Here is an 18,122-nt window from a genome sequence, read left to right on the forward strand (position 1 = left end):
GATAAAGTTATTGTAATGACAAAGCATTTTATCCTTATGGTCGAAGACCATTACGAATTAGCATCTACCCTCTGTGAGTTTTTAGAAGCACATGGTTTTGTAATAGATCATGCCCGTAATTTAGACACAGCTCGAAATTTATTAAAACACAATCCTTATCACATTTTGTTATTGGATATTAATTTACCTGATGGCTCAGGTTACGATCTCTGTCAATGGTTAAGGAAAGAACAAGGCTTAGACATCCCCGTACTAATGCTCACAGCACGTGATACCTTAGATGACAAAATGAAAGGTTTTACTTCAGGTACTGATGATTATTTGGTCAAACCATTCGACTTTAACGAATTGGTTATGCGAGTTCGGGCTTTGATTAAAAGATCAATGGGTGAGGTTTCTAATAGCCAATTACAAATTCACGACCTAATTTTAGATAGTGCACGACAGACTATTAACCGTGCTGGTCAAAATATTGAACTTCCACCAATTCAATTTAAGCTCTTGAAGTTATTGATGAGAAATTCACCTAAAGTCATTACTAAACAAGAAATTGTAATAGAATTATGGGGTGATACAGAGCCTGAAAGTGATGCACTGCGCAGCCATATTTATAATTTACGTAAAATGGTCGATAAGCCTTTTGATCAGAAATTGATTCATACAGTGTCAGGTGTTGGCTTAAAAATTTCGCTTGAACTCGACTCACTTAGTTAAGATAAACCACCACTACCAATCCCGTGGAAGGCATTAAAGCAATATCATTGTGAATAGTTAAATAATATTGACGATCAAACAACTCCACACGCCAACCCAATTGCCTAGACAATTTCTGTACTAATTGTAGTCCAATACCATGCCCTTTGGTTTGTAACTTTAATTGAGGGCAAGATAACTCGTGTACTTTAACGTCATTGGGTAAATTGATGCCTATACCATTATCGGCAATCATGACCTTATTTTTTTGCACAATAATATCAATTTCTGAACCTTGAGAATAATTTAAGGCATTACGTAAAATATTACCAAAAACCATTTTTGTCATAGATGGATACAGTAGTCGTGTCTGTTCATTCGGATCCTGTTGAAGATTAATCTGTATTCCTTTGACCTGACCCACACTTTCTAAATCAACTTGTAATTCATGTAATATATTGAAGATTGATCTATATTCTGGAGTGAGCGTATTTGTGGTATTACGCGCAATTGCCAATAAGGTATCAACCAGTAACTGCATATCTTCAATGGTATTACCCAGACGAATAAAGGCTTTGTTATCACCATAACGGGCTTGGCAAAGCTGAACATTACCTTTTAGAACTGTTAACGGTGTCCGTAGTTCATGACTGACATCACTGCTAAACTCACGTTCACGATTAATAAATTCATTCAAAACCTGATGATATTTCTCTAATGCTTGTTTTAAATATTCTGCTTCCATATTTGCATCAGTACTGATGTCTTTAAAAGGTGATGCTTCTTTGTTCTGATGTTCCCAATCGATGTTTTCTAAAGCATTGGCAAGTCGAGTGATCGGAGAAAAATAACGACGCGCACGCCGATTCCACCACCACAACACACTATAAAGTACAAACAAACTCAGCATTAACGGTGCTAAACCAAACAACCATATCAGTTTATTGACATTACTTTCACCAAAAACCAAAAGAACATGCTGTCCATTACGCTCACCATAGACGGTCATACGTTCTTTACCATCCACAAAATGACGACCAACTCCTGGTTTTAAATGCATGTTTTGAAAGCTAGTAGGGGTCACATTATTCCAGCGATATCCATATAAATTTTTGGTGTCAGGCAAATCTGCATTTGGATTATGCTCTACACGCATCCAATAATGCTCCATTTCCTGTTCAAGCGCAGTTTTCAATAATGTGCCTTTAATCACCCATGCACTACATGCAATACCAATCACAATCGACAAAGCGATCAATCCGATTTGCAACCAGTAATAACGATTAAAGACTTCACCCAAGGGATGAGCACGGTTGCCCTTAAAAAGCCTCAGCATAAATATATCCCTTGTATGACCCACTGAACAACAGATTCAATTTAGATTATACGGCTTTCTTACGAAACAAAAAGTGACCAATGACCCATTCTTGGCCTTGTTCAAAACCAAACAGTTCAGCACAAGCCATAAAGAAGATTCGCCAACGTTGCCACCAAGCAGCTGCATCTTTGCCATAGGTCTTTTCAAATAATGGTTTTAAACGTTGTTGGTTCCGATCCATATTTTTAAGCCAAGCATTGGCCGTTCTTTCATACTGCCTACCTGACCACTGCCAATGCTGTTCTAACTGCAAGTGATCTTGAAAATGTAAGAAAGTTGACGCAGACGGCATCAATCCACCACTAAAAAAGTATTTCGACATCCAATCATATTCATTTTTAATTTCAAATGGATAATGCAAAAAACGATGGCAAAAAATATGACACCACAATAATCCATCAGGTTTGAGCCAAGTATTTATTTTTTCAAATAACTTTTGATAATTACGCACATGCTCAAACATTTCCACCGACACCACGCGATCAAATGAGCCACCTTCAAGTTCTAGCACATTGACATCGCAGGTGATGACCGTCAAATGATTGAACTGTCGTTGTTTGGCTTGTTGTTGAATATAGGCACGTTGCGTTGAAGAGTTCGATACAACAGTTATCTTTGCATTTGGATAATGCTCTGCCATCCATAAACTTAAAGATCCCCAACCACAACCAACTTCTAAAATGTGTTGACCATCTTTTAATTGTGCCCGTTCACAATAACGTGCTAAGGCTAACTCTTCAGCTTCGTCCAAACTCGTTTGAGCATCGCTAAATAAACTCGCACTATATTTTAAGCGTTTACCCAGTACTGCCTGAAAAAACTCAGTGGGAAGCTCATAATGCTGTTGGTTGGCTTTATCAGTTTCAATCGCAATTTCACTGCGCTTTAGCATGTGCAAGACATCCATATAACGCTTGCTGCCCTGTTCAGGATCATAACGACCTTCTTGAATTAAGCGCTTTTTACTTAAGCTCCGTATCGCTGCACGTATCGCCTGATCTGGAACCAATCCACTTTCGACCAGTTTTAAAGACTGCTGAATAATAAAATCCATGTTGTGATCTACTCTTTAGGTTGCCACGGAATAAACATTGACGTTCGTTGTTGATAATCTCGGTAATTTTGACCACGATGACGTAATGCTTGTTGTTCGCTAAACGGAATACCTGTGATGTAATATAAAAATGCCCACATCAGTAATGGATAAATCCATAACAGATAAAGCCCTGCGGCCAAACCTAAAATGGGATAAGCAAACCAATGTAACCATTCAAAAAAATAATTCGGATGCCGTGAATACTTCCATAAACCTTGATCCATGGTTTGACCGCGATGATCTGGGTTCTGTTTAAAATGATACAGCTGTTGATCAGCAGTGCTTTCACCAATGAAAGCCAGTAGCATAATGATTATCGCAAAGATCAGCGCCCAATTCGTCCATTCATTCCACTGTATTGCGGGGGAACTCAGTAAGGACAGCATCGGGTAGGAAAACAAAAGCGCCAGTCCTGCTTGAAACATAAAAAAGCACAAAAAGCCTAAATGTTTAAATTGTCCCATTGCACGACGCATATTGGCATAACGACGGTCTTCTTCTATTTCATGCAAGTAACGGCGTAATAAATGCCAAGTCAGACGTAAGAACCAAATGCTACTAGCAAGCCCAATAAAGATACGTACAGCTAAGGGTGCTGTATTCAGCAAAAATGCTGCAATGATGACATTCAGCGTAATACAGAAACTCCATGCAACATCGACTAAACCTGCACGACTGTTATAGGTCACGATGAGCCAGCATATCAGCATAATCACGACATCAAGTAACAACAACTTGAGTAACATTTTGCTCACTCCTTGGCATATGGATGCTTAAAAGTTAATAAACGTTGGCTTCAAACAACATATGCACATCACTAATCACTCCTTCTTTAAAACCACCCTCGCAATAGCACAAATAAAAATCCCACATCCGAATAAATTTTTCATCAAATCCAAGCGCTAGAACCTGTTCACGGGCAGCTAAAAAGTTTTTCCGCCAAAGATGTAGCGTTTGTGCATAACTTTGCCCAATATCTTCTAAATGTTTTAAACGCAATTTTTGTTCAGATGCAGTTTGAGTTAATACGCTGATGCACGGAATAAAGCTGCCAGGGAAAATATAACGTTTAATATAATCCACAGTTTTTAAGGCTTTTTTATAACGCGCATCTTCAATGGTAATCGCTTGAATCAGTCCTAGCCCTTGCGGCTTCAACAAATTGCGACATTGTTTAAAATAGGTTGATAAATATTGCTCACCTACAGCTTCAATCATTTCAATGGAAACAAGTTTGTCGAATTTACCTTCCAGTAAGCGATAATCTTTTAATTGCACCTCTACCCGATGCGCTAAACCTGCTGCTTGAATCCGGGCTACTGCTTCATCATATTGCGCTTGTGAAATAGTAATCGTGGTCACTTTACAACCATAGTTTTGTGCGGCATAAAGGGCAAAACCGCCCCAACCACTACCAATTTCCACTAAATGATCCATCGGCTTTAGTTGTAATTTTTGACAAATCAATTCTTTTTTATACTCAGAAGCCTGTTCCAAAGTCATTTCAGCATCTTTAAACACAGCACTGGAATACATCATTGATGGATCTAGAAATAATTTAAAGAAATCATTGCTCAGGTCATAATGATCTGCAATATTTTTACGGCTGCCGTCAATTGAATTCCTGCGTTTTTTATACCAAGCTTTTAAAAAAAATTGACTCGCCTGAGCAATAATATTTTGATTTAGCGTATCCAAAAGATCACGATTACGTGCCAAAATTTGAATCATCTCAACCAAATGATCAGTACTCCAATAACCTCGAATATAGCCTTCGGCGGCACCTAAAACGCCATGCTTAAAAATCAAGTCCACCAGTTTTTTATCATGGACATGAACAACCGCAATTAACTCCATATTGTCACCGACAAAACCATTCCACACCCCTTGAAATATAATTTGACCATGACGGAGCTTTAATAAACTTTGTAAAACCAAAGGCAGTGAGTCTTGTTCAGTGGAAATAAGTGCTTTCATGGCATTGTTTTTCCTTTGTCTTTTTTAGGATGTCGATAAAATGGTACTTTTTTCCTCCATAAGCGAAAAGCATTCAGATAAATTCCTGCCATCATTTTGAAAGGTTCAAAGACACTGTAAATAGCATATCGATGTTGCTGTGAAGAAACTGTGATGGGTACTAATAAAAATCGCATAGTCGCATCAAATTGCAGTACATCCTGTTGAAAAAGCTGCATATGAATGACATTTAGCTGGCTAGAAAAACTAAAATTCCACAGGTAATTCATGTCCATTGGCATAAAAGGAGAGACATGAAATGATTTTTTAAACTTGAATTGATAGCTGCTAAACTGCGAATGTTGTACTACTTTGTTACGGCAATCATGCACATATACTTTACGTTCATCCCAAGGTGTATTGGTTATTTCACTTAGAATAAACATGGGCTGTTCATTGGCATCAAAAATAAAATAAAATACCACTGAGTTAAAACGAAAACCTAAAGTCCGTGGTAGCGCTAAAACTCGAATCTGCGTATCTAAAGCCACTAAACTATTGGTTTGTTTTAATAATATTTTTTGAATTTTTTGCCGAATTGAGCCGAGTTCTTCGGTTAAAAAATCATTTGGATCAAGTTTAAGCAGATTCCATCGGTTAGATGACCATAAAAAAGATTGCTGGGTAATCGATAGGATTTGATCTGGATCAAACCATAAATAATTCAGCTGAGCTTCAAATTTATGTGACTTTGGCAAATAGCGTCGATGCCGTATCTGGACAGAAGCTACAGCGAGTTTATTCATCAACATCGCCTACTCCTAAATCACATCAGCCATATGTTTTTCTAATTGCTCTACTACTTGAGCAGCACTGCGTACACCATCCTCATGGAAACCCCAGCCCCAATAAGCACCGCAAAATGATGTTCGATTTTGGCCATTAATATCTGACCAGCGTTGTTGCGCTTCTATGGCTTGGGCATTAAATACAGGATGGCGATAATCACGTTCGACTAAAATTTGCTTTGGATCAATTAGAAAGTTAGGATTCAACGTGGCAAATATTTGTGTTTGACAGGATAAGTTTTGCAGTTTGTTCATCCAATAACTAAACGCATAATGAGCCATAGACTTCGAACTTCCTGTATCAAAATTTGATTGATCTGCAGTAACATGCACATGCCAGCTCGCCCATTGAGATTTACACTTTGGCATAATAGTCAGATCACGATGAACCACCATTTTGTTCTCTTGATAAGAAAAATTAGACAACACCTCTTGCTCATGTGCGGTAGGATCATTTAATAACGTTAGACTGTCATCAGCATGACTAGCAAAAACCACCCAGTCAAATTGCTGTGTATCACATTCTGTTTGCACAATCACTTGATCAGCTAAACGAGACACACCGATTACAGCCAGTTTTTTAAACTCAATATTTACTGACTGCTGCTGGATGGCTTGAACATAACGTGCAGAACCGCCTTTGACGGTTTGCCATTGTGGACGATCTTTAAGCTGTAACATGCGATGATGTTGAAAAAAGCTCACAACGAATTTATAAGGAATTTGTCCCACTTGATCAATTGGACATGACCACAATGCCCCGCACATTGGATATAAATGCTCTTGGCGAAAAGCCTCGGAATAACCGTTTTGATTTAAATAGGCTTCAATACTCAATGCCGTATCATGCTCTTCGACAATGACATCTTTATTTGCGGCATAAAATTTAAAAAGATCAGAGAGCATGGCTCTAAAATTAGAATTTAAAAAGTTTTGTGGCCTACTCAGCAAAGAAATTTTTTTCGACGGATTATATTGTAACCCAGTGACCAGATTGTTGACTGAAAAACTCATATCACTGTTTTGTACTTTTACCCCTAACTCGGTGATCATTTGGCTAAACAATGGATAATTATAATTATTGAATACGATAAAACCGCTATCGATAGCAAGTTTTTGCTCATCAATCATCAAGTCGTGAGTATCAGTATGTCCTCCAAAATAATTATTTTTCTCAAATACAGTTACCTGATGATGTTTTGAAAGTTTCCATGCGGCATACAATCCGGAAACACCTGAACCAATAATCGCAATTTTCATAAAGATTCCCCAGTTTAACTTTTCTTGGTCTTTGTTTTAATAAATATGTTTACTTTACTTGCTGATTGAGCAATTTTACTGACCTCATACACTCGTGCAGGAATTGGCTTTAATTCCCAGACCAAACCGACCCAAGACATAATTTTTAAAACATAGTAGGTGATATCAATTTGCCACCAATAAAAACCTTGGCGTGCGCTCCCCGCATAAAAATGGTGGTTGTTATGCCATCCCTCGCCCAAAGTAATAATGGATAAAAATAAGTTGTTCCGACTTTGATCTTCTGTTTCAAAATCTCGACTTCCATATAAATGCGCCAGAGAGTTAATACATAACGTCGCGTGAATTAATAAAACGGTTGAAACGACGAATCCCCAAACCAACAGCTGTAAACCTGATGTTGCAAGTGATGGATATACAACCGCGAGCCATTCACCTAAAACATAAATTGCTAATGCAGTCAGAAGTACAATGATCAAACTAAAACGATCCAACCAAACTAGTTCAGGATATTTGAGCCAATCTTTAATCACCTCTTTACGTGTGGCAAAATTATAATCATTTAAAAACCACCCCACATGACTGTACCAAAAGCCATGTGTAGACGAGTGTGGATCTTGTGCTGTATCCGTAAATCGATGATGATAACGGTGATGCGCCGCCCACCACAAAGGTCCACGCTGGGCACTCATTGTTCCTATCAATACAAAAATAAATTGAACAGCTCGAGAAGTTTTAAAAGTCTTATGGGATAAATAGCGATGGAAAAATGCAGTAATTGAAAACATCCGAATCAGATAAAACATCAGCATAAAAGCGAGGGCAAACCAGGATATCCCTACATAAAAAACCGCCAGACATGCAAGATGCAGAAGGATAAAAGGAATAATACGCACCCATTGAATTTTTTTACTATCAGGTGAAATGGTCTGTGCCTGAACCGGTTTGGACCAACTGTCTATCCACTGCATAACACGATTCAACATAGACTGATCCTAATTTTCTAATCATCAGATTTTGTATGAAAGAGTTTAATCAATTCGAAATGAAATTTATGTGAAGTAAATAATTTTTTAATGGTACTGACAAGTTAATGGAGCTAGCATCGTCAATTTTTAGACCTTTTATATTCACTTTAATAAGATACCCTATAAGGCTGCGAACAAAGCATCAGGAACAAAAAACAATCAACTTGATATGATAAAATTATTAACTTAGCTGTAGATTCAAAGAATAAAACAAATTTTTAAACTGATGCTGATCATAAAAAAATAAATCAAATTTATGACACTATTCAATAACTAAAACTCGAAGTAACGGCTTGTTTACCTTATTCACAGCACCTTGAGCGCAAGCAACTTTATATTAAAAGAGTCTCGCTACCTACTTACCATCATCAATATTTTTAAATGCTTTAGAGAGCTGACTTAGTGTTTTAACTTGTTTTCCATAGCGGCGGCATGAACGGCAAAGCAATAAATGAATTTGTAAATTGCTCTGCTCTCGAAATTGAAGTGTTCGATCTAATCTTTCAGATAATAACTGGGTGGCTTGGCGACAGGTTAACATGAGCAATCATCCTTCAATAACCATTTATTTTCTAAACATTCACGCAATCTTGTTCGACTTCTATACATGAGCACATTTAAATTAGTCACAGTCAGTCCTAGCTTTTCACAAATTTCATCTGAACTTAGTTCAATCATTTCTCTAAGCATGAAAACTTGTGCATATTTGGCTGGTAAATGATTCAAACAGGCATCAAAAATAATCCAAAAATCTTGTTGCTCCAATATTTCTTCTGGACTGGGCCATACTTGAGGTGCTTCATATTTATTCCAATGCCCAGAAACATCAAATAATGCATCTATACTTTGTTCACTGTCCTCATCATTAAACAATTCACTCATCGTCATTAAACGAGATTTTTGCCGAATTAAATCAAAAATCTTGTTTTTTAAAATCGCAAAAACCCACGTTTTAAAAGCTGCCCGGCCAGTAAAAGAATCAATATGTTGAAATGCGCTCATTAATGCTTCTTGAACAGCATCTTCAGCCTGCTGTAATGATGACAGTTGTAGAATTGCAAACTTCAGCATTTGTTGTCGTAATTCTATTACAAAGTTTGGATTTTGTAGTTGTTGTAATATTTCTTGATTCGCATTTTCAGGCTCTACGCTCATCCATTTTCCTCATCATTTGTATAGGGTAGATCTAACAATTTCAATCGAATTAATAGTACTTTTAACTCATCGATCTGGGTTTGTATCTGAACGCTAGAAAAATCAGGAAACGTCGCTTTTATTAAACTTCTAATATCTTGTTCAACTAACTCTTGTTGATTGAGTTGTTCAATCACCACAGCGAATAAAACAGATAAGCTTTCTACGCAGATATTATCTTGATCATTTCGCCAAACCAATATAACACTAGGCATAGGCTCAACTTCAGCAATGATCGTGCTTGATGACCATTGATAGACTGGATATTGATAAACGAGCACCCATACTTGAGTATTTAACTGCCATTCACTCTGCCGAGTAAGGCGTTTTTTTTCAATTTGAACTGTATCTAAATAAAGTTCAAGCCATTCAAACTGTAATAGCTCAGCTAACCAGGGGTATTCATGTAAGCTGGGATGCTGACAATCTGTCAGATACTCTCTAAATTGTAGGGAAATATCATTATAAAACGGTGATTCACATTGCGCTTGTTGGAAAAACTCAGTTAATAACTTTTGCCACTGTATCGCAGGCAATATTGCACGAGTAATGGGATAGACCAAGTCAATAAAAGAACAAACATTATTAAAAAGTAAATCTCGATAAATCTGCATTCGTTCCGCAGGAAGAGCTTTTGGTAACTCAGATTGAGGAAAGCGAATCCAATTACAAAACTGCTGCTGTGTAGCTTGGAAAGATATTTGCTCTGTTTTCATCACCGCCCTCCTGCTGCTGAATTGTTTTAATTCTCGTCATTTCATCTTGTAACTCTTGCCATGATGGAATATTAAAATCACGCTCAAGTAATGTTGGTTTTACACCACACACTTGATAAGTATATTGTAATAATTGCCAGACAGAATCGCATACTTCAGCACCATGCGTATCAATCAATAGATTTTGTTCAACTTGTTCATGCCCAGCAATATGTATATAACGAATCCGCTCTTTTGGCATTGCTCGAATAAAGGCATACCCATCACTGCCGTGGTTTATACTGTTTACATAGACGTTATTCACATCGAGTAATAACTCGCAGTCTGCCTGCTGAAGCACTTCAGATACAAAATCGGCCTCACTCATTTCAGCATTTGGCATCAAATAGGTTGAGACATTTTCGATCACCAGCCTTTTACCTAAAATATCTTGGACACGTAAAATACGTTCGGCTACATATTTAACTGCCGCCTCAGTCATTGGAATTGGCATCAAGTCGTATAAGTAGCCATGATCATGGGTATAACTTAAATGCTCGGAATAAATCGGGATATGATAATCTTCTAAAAACCCTTTAATTTTTTGAATAAACTCTAAATTGAGTGGATGTGGCCCACCAATGGATAAAGACAGGCCATGACAGATTAAAGGTGCTTTTTCCACACACCGAGCTAATAACTTTGCATGCCGACCACCAAAACCTATCCAATTTTCAGGCGCGATTTCAATAAAGTCTGGCACTTTTTTAGCACTTAGAAACTCATCAATAAAATCCCTTCTTAGCCCAAGCCCTACACCAGCCAAATTAACCATGGTGATACTCCAACTTTGGAAATGATGCCGTCTATGTGATTCACAGCGACATCATTCTTTAACTGATTGACTATTTACTACCACACTTGCCATCAGCAACTTTTTTATCAGCACCACATTTCGCATCCGTTGCTTTCTTCGTTGCACCACATTTACCATCTGCTGCTTTTTTATCAGCACCACATTTTGCTTCAGCCGCTTTTTGTGATTTCGTCATTTTGTTCGATCCACACTTGGCTTCACCACATTTTGCATCACTGGCTTTGTTCGCATGGGTTTCTGTCGCATGCGTTGTTGGGGCTGCTGATACTTGAGTTACACCAGCTACAGATAAAGCTAGCAGTGCTGCAACTGATGTGATTGAGTTGAGTTTGTTCATTGTTCTATTCCTTTAAGATAATTTACCGTGTTGTACTCAGGTACATATAGTTAGACGACTTAAACTGCCATTTATTACAGTCCAAATTAAAAATTGTGTAAGAAACACAGTTATCACCCGACTAATTACTATTCAATCGCAGTCGGTGTGAAATTATCGTGAACAATTTTATTTATGCTTTATCAAAAAAATACCAAATATTTTGTAGTCTCATAAAACATGGTGATGGTATCGCAGCACTTACACTGAGACTTTATTTAGTCCCTATATTCTGGATGGCAGGTACAAACAAACTTGCGCATTTTCAACAAACAGTGGAATGGTTTGGTAATACAGATTGGGGCTTAGGTTTACCATTCTCGATGCTGTTAGCGACCCTTGCTACTTCAGTTGAAATTATAGGAGCAATTCTATTAGCCCTTGGTTTCTTGACCCGCTTTATTAGCATTCCACTCATTATCACCATGCTTGTTGCCATCGTTACAGTACATTTACCAAATGGATGGCAAGCAATTGCTGATCCCAATGCTCCATTTGCTAGTGCTCAAGTCCTCGCTTCAACTGAAAAGTTAGAAAAGGCGCGTCAAATCTTAGAGACGCATGGAAATTATGATTGGTTAACCTCAAGTGGATCATTTGTCATATTAAATAATGGTATTGAATTTGCTGTAACTTATTTAGTCATGCTATTAGCATTAATTGTGCTGGGCGGTGGGCGCTATCTAAGTTTAGATTATTGTGTGAAACGTCTATTTTTAAAAGAAAAAGTTTAAAAATAATTATAGCTAAATAATTAAGGTATCGAATGCTGCCTTAATTTAATTCATTCTAATTCTGCTCTATTCAATTCAAAATTTTATGTGTATTAGAATGTGAAATAAAAGCACTATCAATAAAAAACACTTGTAAAAACAAAGGTTATTTTAACATTTTTAGGAAGCGGTTCGCGTATTATACCTCTATCAAATCGTCTAAACTAATTGAATTTATAATTTGCTAGATTAAAACAATCAATATAAATCACACACCTAAAGACTCCAAATAATCAGCCCATTTTTGTAACCATATTGCACATTCATTTTCATATGTATGTAAATTATATGTCCCCTCTATTCCTTTTTTAGAATGCCCTAATATAGCTTCAGCAATATCTGTCGGACATCCTAGTCTAGACAAGTTAGTTCTCAAAGTCCTTCTTAAATCATGAGGGTTCCAATCTTCCATATCTTCAGGCCATAACTGGTGTGGCTGCAAATTATGATTTGAAGCTCTTTCTGATCCCCTCAACACCCACTTTTTTTCAGTTAAAGTTTTTTGAGCTATAGGCTTCCCAGTTCTAAATGATGGAAATAAATAAAGGCTATTCAAACGTGGAAAAGTTTTTAAGTACTCTACACATTGTTGAGATAGTTGGACAAAACGCTCACTACCATTTTTTGTGCCTTTTAAATGCCAAGTCCCTTTGTCTAAATTAATATCCTTCCACTCCGCTGAACATATCTCACCTGTACGTGCGCCTGTCCAAAGAGCTATATGTAATATAATTTTATGATGTTTTGAAAATCCTGATACAGGTAACCAAACAAGTACCTGTTTAAGTTCGAAATCTGATAATACCCTTGTCCGTTTACTAGAAGTAAGTTTTATTCTCGTTTGCTTTAAACTAGATTTGGCTAGCAAAGCGGGATTAGCAAAACTCTCTGAAAAATAATCTAAACCGATTGCATAATCATAGGCAATAATTAACTCTGACAACACACGCCCTGCTTGTACCTGAGCTCCACGATCAATAATTCTTTTTATAAAATCGACAATATCCTTTCTCATTACACTGTCAGCTTGTCTATGACCTAGAACCGCAACTACATCAGCATATAAGGTACGCCTTGCTTCAATTTGTCCTTTTAAATTACGTACACCTGGTATATTTTTCTTCATCCCTGAGCGTGGATCAGTTACTACCTTGTCTTCAATGACTTCAGTTAAATAAAGATCAACCACGTCTTTTACTGTTAATGCTTTATTAGCCTCGGATTGCTTTTCTTTTTTTCTTTTTAACACATTTTTTTCTGCTTTTTTCTCTGTTGCTGGACATATACCTTGTGACCTTAATAACTTCAAACGCTGAAGTTCAATGCGAGCCTCAGCAAGTGACATATCGGGATAACTCCCCAATGTAATTTTTTTTAAAGAATTATCTATCGGGCTTCTATAACGATAAACAAAGCTTTTCAAACCAGTCTTACCACAAACTACTCTTAAACCTGAATATTCACCAATATCGATCTTTACAGCATCTCCTTTCTTCATTTTATCAATTGCTCGTGCAGATAGTGCCACCTTTCTTTTGTTGTTTATTTCTTCGCTCATATGAGTATTCCTTTTTGTTAATTGGCTTCAATTTGTTAAAATGCCGAAAGTGAGAAATCTAATTGATTTCTCACACACTGTTGACTCAATTTTGACATAAAAAAAGGTACACTAAAAGGTACACTTTTTTCTTAGATTAGGTTGGATTTGAACAGAAGTTGTTAGAATTGGTTGGACAGCCAAACTTTCAAAAATAATTTATTTATTATTTAAATTTAAGGATTTAACATACATGAATAGCAAAGAAACATTGGCTGACTTATCTTCTCACACCCCAATGATGCAGCAATATCTAAAAGTAAAAATGCAGCATCCACACTCTTTAATGTTCTATCGCATGGGCGATTTTTACGAACTGTTTTTTGACGATGCTAAAAAAGCCGCAAAACTTTTGGGTATTACCCTCACTCATCGTGGTAAAGCCAATGGTGAACCTATTCCAATGGCGGGTGTTCCATACCATGCTGCAGAAGGTTATTTGGCGCGTTTGGTTAAAAAAGGCGAAGCGGTTGTCATCTGTGAGCAAATTGGTGAAGTCACAGGTAAGGGACCTGTTGAACGCGGTGTAGTGCGAATTATTACCCCTGGAACATTGACCGATGATGCCCTGCTAACCGCAACACAAGCATCGAATCTTGTTGCGATCTGCTTTCAACAAAACCAAATTGGTATGGCACTGCTGGATTTAAGTGCGGGTATTTTTAAAGTTCAACAACAAGAGTTTAAATCTGAAAGCTTGGCGATTGAATTAGCTCGCTTAATGCCAAGCGAAATATTGGTCGATGAGGACATTGTCGACCCGAATATTATTGAAGATATTAAACGACAAATTGAATGTCCAATTACCAAACGACCTAATGTCGATTTTAATTTAAATAACGCACAAAAAACCTTATGTGACCAATTCGCAGTTTCCACACTTTCTGGTTTTGGTATTGACCATCTACCCTTGGCTAAAGCTGCTGCTGCTGCACTGATTCACTATGCCAAAGAAACTCAAAAAACTGCGTTACCACATATTCGTTCAATTAAATTAGAACAAAGCTCAGATTTTATTGCACTTGATCCTGTTACACGCCGTAATTTAGAAATTATTGATCCATTATTTGAGCATGGTACTTCGCTATTTAGCTTAATCAATGATTGCCAAACTGCAATGGGCGGACGATTGCTGGCACGTACCTTGATGCAGCCCATTCGTGATACTCAAATCTTAGATGCACGTTTAGATGCAACGGATACTTTACTCAAAGGCTACCATGAAAGTCCTGTTCGCTTAGTCTTAAAAGAAATTGGCGATATTGAACGGGTTTTAAGCCGTGTTGCACTTGGCAGTGCACGTCCTCGTGATTTGGTGCAGCTTCGTCAAGCATGTGCACAAATCCCATTCTTAAGACATGCAATCCAACCGATTCTTGAGACTCAGCAATCTAAATTGATTGTGCAATTGAATGAAGAATTGGGCGATTTTAATGGATTACACCAACGTTTACTGTCCGCCATTGTTGAACATCCTCCTGTACTATTGCGTGATGGCAATGTAATTGCAGAAGGTTTTGATGATGAGCTTGATGAACTGCGTAAAATCCGTGACCATGCAGGCCAATTCCTGATTGATTTAGAAATCAAAGAGCGAGAAAACACGGGCATCAATACCCTGAAGATTGGTTATAACCGTGTCAGTGGTTACTATATCGAACTCACCCGTGCTCAAGCTGAACAAGCGCCTGATCATTACATCCGTCGTCAAACACTGAAAAATGCCGAGCGTTATATCACCCCAGAATTAAAATCTTTTGAAGATAAAGTACTTTCCAGTGAATCACGTGCACTTGCGCGAGAAAAACTACTCTTTGAAATGTTACTGGAAGAATTAAGAGCGGATATTGCCAATTTACAAATGATGAGTGCATCGATTGCCCATATCGATTTATTGGCAAACTTTGCCCATCAAGCCCGTTTGAATAATTGGAATCGACCTGAATACAGCCCAGAAATCGGGATCAAAATTACCGCAGGTCGCCACCCTGTAGTTGAATCACTCAGTAAAACGCCATTTACCCCCAACGATACCCTACTCGATTTCAATCATCGTATGGCGATCATTACAGGGCCAAACATGGGCGGAAAATCGACCTTTATGCGTCAAACTGCACTGATTAGTTTGCTGGCGTATTGCGGCAGTTTCGTCCCAGCTAAAACAGCGAAGTTAGGACCAATTGACCGTATATTTACTCGAATAGGCTCTGCTGATGACTTATCTACGGGTAAATCTACCTTTATGGTGGAAATGACCGAAACATCTCAAATTTTGCACCATGCAACCAATCAGTCTTTGGTGCTTATGGATGAAGTTGGTCGTGGTACAAGTACTTATGATGGACTATCTCTAGCTTGGGCATGTGTGCTTGATCTAACCAAACGAATCAAATGTCTATGCCTCTTTGCCACACACTATTTTGAATTAACTGAGCTTTCAAAAGAAGTGGCAATTGATAACTACCATGTGACGGCCAAAGAGTTAAATGGTAATTTGATTCTATTGCATAAAGTGCAACAAGGTCCTGCCAGTCAAAGTCATGGTTTACAAGTTGCAAAACTTGCTGGGATCCCTGCGGGGGTGATTAAAGAAGCGCAAAAGCGTTTAAAAATTTTAGAGAAACAACAACAGCAACAATTGCAATCCGTTGTGCAAAATGACTTATTTGCCGAAGTTGAAACCGTTGAACCTGAAAAGTTTGAACACATCATTGAAATTGAAAAAGTCATTGAAGTTGAAAAATCATCACCTGTACTCGATGCTTTAGCAAATATTGATGTCGATGATTTAACGCCTCGCCAAGCGCTAGATCACCTCTATGCATTAAAAGCAGCACTAAATGCATAAGCAGTAATAGCTATCCAGTCTAAGTAAGTTTGAAATTCTCTACTTAGGCTGGAAATAACTTGAATCTATTGATCTTTAAATAGCAATCTAGACGATAATTTAAAGCACTCCATAATAGGTGATTGAGTACTAAGTTTTAGGAGAATAATATCAATATTTCACTTAGGCCCCTGCAACTTTCCGATATAGATCTCATTTGGCAACATATTGATCGACGTGAATTAATCACCCAAATGTATCTACAACAAAAGCAAAAATTACATTTGGTTGATTGTTTTTATGATGTGCAAAGCTGGGATGAATATCATTTAGAAAATGATCCCCCGCTGTTAAAGCAGCATCTTATTCAAGGTGGACTATGTGTGGGCGCATTTAATCAATTGAATAGATTAATTGGTGTGCAACTGGTATCTAATCAAGTCATCACTGATTATCCAGAGGCGAAGCTATTACAATATTTTTATGTCGATGCAAATCATCAAGGCCTTGGTCTTGGTACACAGCTCATGCACTCAGCGATAAAATCAGCTGAGCAACTTGGTGCACAACAACTGTATATTTCAGCAACACCAACCCAGCGTACTGTCGACTTTTATCTTAAACAAGGCGCGCTGGTCTTAGAAAAACCTGATCAGCAGTTATGGGAATTAGAACCCGAAGATATTCATCTTATCTATACTTTGTGATGATCTGACTCATACTGAAAATACAGGTCTAAAGAATTCTAAATAGTTCTGAATATAGCAATTGGCTAAAAAAACAGCATAACAAGGTAATAACCCCATTTCGCTTCTGTGATTTAGTCTCATATTTATGTTCTTTTTTGAATATGTTTAGCATTTTTTCACCTATGGCAACATCAAAATTACAGCGCATATTTTAAAAAATGCATAATTCATCACAAGTTAGAAGAATTTTCTATAAAAAAAATTGATTTAGCAGGTTCTTCTATATTAAATATCAATAAAAGCAATTGTTAGTTTGCGGCGTTTTCCCTAAAATACAGCATTATTAATTAGAACCATATTTTTAGGTAGCTGACGCCATGACCTTTGTTGTCACTGAAAATTGTATTAAGTGTAAATATCAAGACTGCGTAGAAGTATGTCCAGTAGACTGTTTTTATGAAGGTCCAAATTTCCTAGTCATTAGTCCAGACGAATGTATTGACTGTGCGCTATGTGAACCTGAGTGTCCTGCAAATGCAATTTTCTCTGAAGATGAACTCCCTGAAGGTCAAGAAGTATTTATTGAATTAAATGCTGAACTTGCTCAAAAATGGCCAAATATTACTCAAATCGGTGATCAACCTGAAGATCGTGAAGAGTGGAATGGTAAAGCCGATAAATTACAATACTTAGAAAAATAAGTATTGTATAAAAAAGATCAGCTTAGGCTGATCTTTTTGCATTTTAATATGTAAATTGTACATTTATTTGCAATTTATCCATAATACACGCGCCAAACTAGACTAAAATAGCCCGTTACTTGCTTTAGCTAATA

The 18,122-nt window shown here is 37.4% G+C and carries 18 protein-coding genes; 5 read left to right on the forward strand and 13 right to left on the reverse strand.

Annotated features, from left to right (window positions below; translation table 11 throughout):
• Nucleotides 1–15 precede the first annotated feature (15 nt).
• A complete protein-coding gene (locus tag AC07WY_RS05265; protein ID WP_494735872.1) occupies nucleotides 16–714 on the forward strand; it encodes a response regulator transcription factor in 699 nt (232 codons plus the stop codon).
• Here AC07WY_RS05265 and AC07WY_RS05270 read toward each other — a convergent pair.
• The 12 genes from AC07WY_RS05270 to AC07WY_RS05325 form a co-directional block, all read right to left on the reverse strand.
• Nucleotides 707–2,029: a sensor histidine kinase gene (locus AC07WY_RS05270; protein WP_494735873.1), complete on the reverse strand. Its 1,323-nt coding sequence runs from the start codon at nucleotides 2,027–2,029 to the stop codon at nucleotides 707–709. The genes AC07WY_RS05265 and AC07WY_RS05270 overlap by 8 nt on opposite strands.
• Nucleotides 2,030–2,075: 46 nt before the next feature.
• Nucleotides 2,076–3,125 (reverse strand): SAM-dependent methyltransferase, encoded by a 1,050-nt coding sequence (locus AC07WY_RS05275; protein WP_494735874.1) that lies wholly within the window; start codon nucleotides 3,123–3,125, stop codon nucleotides 2,076–2,078.
• An 8-nt stretch (nucleotides 3,126–3,133) separates the two neighbouring features.
• The gene (locus AC07WY_RS05280) at nucleotides 3,134–3,913 is read right to left on the reverse strand and encodes a DUF1295 domain-containing protein (RefSeq protein ID WP_494735875.1); all 780 of its coding nucleotides are present in this window, start codon (nucleotides 3,911–3,913) and stop codon (nucleotides 3,134–3,136) included.
• A 34-nt stretch (nucleotides 3,914–3,947) separates the two neighbouring features.
• Nucleotides 3,948–5,144: a class I SAM-dependent methyltransferase gene (locus AC07WY_RS05285; protein ID WP_494735876.1), complete on the reverse strand. Its 1,197-nt coding sequence runs from the start codon at nucleotides 5,142–5,144 to the stop codon at nucleotides 3,948–3,950.
• Nucleotides 5,141–5,935: a DUF1365 domain-containing protein gene (locus tag AC07WY_RS05290; protein WP_494735877.1), complete on the reverse strand. Its 795-nt coding sequence runs from the start codon at nucleotides 5,933–5,935 to the stop codon at nucleotides 5,141–5,143. Before AC07WY_RS05290 ends, AC07WY_RS05285 begins: the two co-directional genes overlap by 4 nt.
• Before the next feature lie 9 nt (nucleotides 5,936–5,944).
• Entirely contained in the window at nucleotides 5,945–7,231 is a 1,287-nt protein-coding gene (locus tag AC07WY_RS05295; protein ID WP_494735878.1) for an NAD(P)/FAD-dependent oxidoreductase, read from the reverse strand.
• A gap of 14 nt (nucleotides 7,232–7,245) precedes the next feature.
• Complete coding sequence (locus AC07WY_RS05300) at nucleotides 7,246–8,217, reverse strand: acyl-CoA desaturase (protein WP_494735879.1); 972 nt, start codon at nucleotides 8,215–8,217, stop codon at nucleotides 7,246–7,248.
• 397 nt (nucleotides 8,218–8,614) lie between these two features.
• Nucleotides 8,615–8,800, reverse strand: a complete 186-nt coding sequence (locus AC07WY_RS05305) for a zf-HC2 domain-containing protein (RefSeq protein ID WP_494735880.1) — start codon at nucleotides 8,798–8,800, stop codon at nucleotides 8,615–8,617.
• Complete coding sequence (locus tag AC07WY_RS05310) at nucleotides 8,794–9,414, reverse strand: RNA polymerase factor sigma-70 (RefSeq protein ID WP_494735881.1); 621 nt, start codon at nucleotides 9,412–9,414, stop codon at nucleotides 8,794–8,796. The genes AC07WY_RS05305 and AC07WY_RS05310 overlap by 7 nt, the downstream gene beginning before the upstream one ends.
• The gene (locus AC07WY_RS05315) at nucleotides 9,411–10,169 is read right to left on the reverse strand and encodes an HvfC family RiPP maturation protein (RefSeq protein WP_494735882.1); all 759 of its coding nucleotides are present in this window, start codon (nucleotides 10,167–10,169) and stop codon (nucleotides 9,411–9,413) included. The genes AC07WY_RS05310 and AC07WY_RS05315 overlap by 4 nt, the downstream gene beginning before the upstream one ends.
• The gene (locus AC07WY_RS05320) at nucleotides 10,120–10,983 is read right to left on the reverse strand and encodes an HvfB family MNIO-type RiPP peptide maturase (RefSeq protein ID WP_494735883.1); all 864 of its coding nucleotides are present in this window, start codon (nucleotides 10,981–10,983) and stop codon (nucleotides 10,120–10,122) included. Before AC07WY_RS05320 ends, AC07WY_RS05315 begins: the two co-directional genes overlap by 50 nt.
• A gap of 70 nt (nucleotides 10,984–11,053) precedes the next feature.
• Nucleotides 11,054–11,362 (reverse strand): HvfA family oxazolone/thioamide-modified RiPP metallophore, encoded by a 309-nt coding sequence (locus AC07WY_RS05325; RefSeq protein ID WP_494735884.1) that lies wholly within the window; start codon nucleotides 11,360–11,362, stop codon nucleotides 11,054–11,056.
• Nucleotides 11,363–11,520: 158 nt separating this feature from the next.
• On the opposite strand from AC07WY_RS05325, the gene AC07WY_RS05330 reads away from it, so the two are divergent.
• A complete protein-coding gene (locus tag AC07WY_RS05330) occupies nucleotides 11,521–12,135 on the forward strand; it encodes an HvfX family Cu-binding RiPP maturation protein (RefSeq protein ID WP_494735885.1) in 615 nt (204 codons plus the stop codon).
• 247 nt (nucleotides 12,136–12,382) lie between these two features.
• Here AC07WY_RS05330 and AC07WY_RS05335 read toward each other — a convergent pair whose 3' ends face one another.
• A complete protein-coding gene (locus AC07WY_RS05335; RefSeq protein WP_494735886.1) occupies nucleotides 12,383–13,732 on the reverse strand; it encodes a tyrosine-type recombinase/integrase in 1,350 nt (449 codons plus the stop codon).
• 232 nt (nucleotides 13,733–13,964) lie between these two features.
• Here AC07WY_RS05335 and mutS point away from each other — a divergent pair, with 232 nt between their 5' ends.
• The 3 genes from mutS to fdxA all read left to right on the forward strand — a co-directional run bounded on the left by mutS (nucleotide 13,965) and on the right by fdxA (nucleotide 17,988).
• Nucleotides 13,965–16,619, forward strand: coding sequence for a DNA mismatch repair protein MutS (mutS, locus tag AC07WY_RS05340; protein WP_494735887.1), 2,655 nt, complete (start codon nucleotides 13,965–13,967; stop codon nucleotides 16,617–16,619).
• 155 nt (nucleotides 16,620–16,774) lie between these two features.
• Nucleotides 16,775–17,305, forward strand: a complete 531-nt coding sequence (locus AC07WY_RS05345) for a GNAT family N-acetyltransferase (RefSeq protein WP_494735931.1) — start codon at nucleotides 16,775–16,777, stop codon at nucleotides 17,303–17,305.
• A 359-nt stretch (nucleotides 17,306–17,664) separates the two neighbouring features.
• Nucleotides 17,665–17,988 (forward strand): ferredoxin FdxA, encoded by a 324-nt coding sequence (fdxA, locus tag AC07WY_RS05350; protein WP_004721686.1) that lies wholly within the window; start codon nucleotides 17,665–17,667, stop codon nucleotides 17,986–17,988.
• Nucleotides 17,989–18,122 lie beyond the last annotated feature (134 nt).

The sequence above is a fragment of the Acinetobacter sp. GW821-FHT01C12 genome (assembly GCF_059422625.1).

Bases quoted from the DNA above. Each gene is read 5' to 3' on its own strand.
- AC07WY_RS05265 (WP_494735872.1), top strand. From the start codon at position 16: ATGACAAAGCATTTTATCCTTATGGTCGAAGACCATTACGAATTAGCA.
- AC07WY_RS05270 (WP_494735873.1), bottom strand. From the start codon at position 2,029: ATGCTGAGGCTTTTTAAGGGCAACCGTGCTCATCCCTTGGGTGAAGTC.
- AC07WY_RS05275 (WP_494735874.1), bottom strand. From the start codon at position 3,125: ATGGATTTTATTATTCAGCAGTCTTTAAAACTGGTCGAAAGTGGATTG.
- AC07WY_RS05280 (WP_494735875.1), bottom strand. From the start codon at position 3,913: ATGTTACTCAAGTTGTTGTTACTTGATGTCGTGATTATGCTGATATGC.
- AC07WY_RS05285 (WP_494735876.1), bottom strand. From the start codon at position 5,144: ATGAAAGCACTTATTTCCACTGAACAAGACTCACTGCCTTTGGTTTTA.
- AC07WY_RS05290 (WP_494735877.1), bottom strand. From the start codon at position 5,935: ATGTTGATGAATAAACTCGCTGTAGCTTCTGTCCAGATACGGCATCGA.
- AC07WY_RS05295 (WP_494735878.1), bottom strand. From the start codon at position 7,231: ATGAAAATTGCGATTATTGGTTCAGGTGTTTCCGGATTGTATGCCGCA.
- AC07WY_RS05300 (WP_494735879.1), bottom strand. From the start codon at position 8,217: ATGTTGAATCGTGTTATGCAGTGGATAGACAGTTGGTCCAAACCGGTT.
- AC07WY_RS05305 (WP_494735880.1), bottom strand. From the start codon at position 8,800: ATGTTAACCTGTCGCCAAGCCACCCAGTTATTATCTGAAAGATTAGAT.
- AC07WY_RS05310 (WP_494735881.1), bottom strand. From the start codon at position 9,414: ATGAGCGTAGAGCCTGAAAATGCGAATCAAGAAATATTACAACAACTA.
- AC07WY_RS05315 (WP_494735882.1), bottom strand. From the start codon at position 10,169: ATGAAAACAGAGCAAATATCTTTCCAAGCTACACAGCAGCAGTTTTGT.
- AC07WY_RS05320 (WP_494735883.1), bottom strand. From the start codon at position 10,983: ATGGTTAATTTGGCTGGTGTAGGGCTTGGGCTAAGAAGGGATTTTATT.
- AC07WY_RS05325 (WP_494735884.1), bottom strand. From the start codon at position 11,362: ATGAACAAACTCAACTCAATCACATCAGTTGCAGCACTGCTAGCTTTA.
- AC07WY_RS05335 (WP_494735886.1), bottom strand. From the start codon at position 13,732: ATGAGCGAAGAAATAAACAACAAAAGAAAGGTGGCACTATCTGCACGA.
- mutS (WP_494735887.1), top strand. From the start codon at position 13,965: ATGAATAGCAAAGAAACATTGGCTGACTTATCTTCTCACACCCCAATG.
- fdxA (WP_004721686.1), top strand. From the start codon at position 17,665: ATGACCTTTGTTGTCACTGAAAATTGTATTAAGTGTAAATATCAAGAC.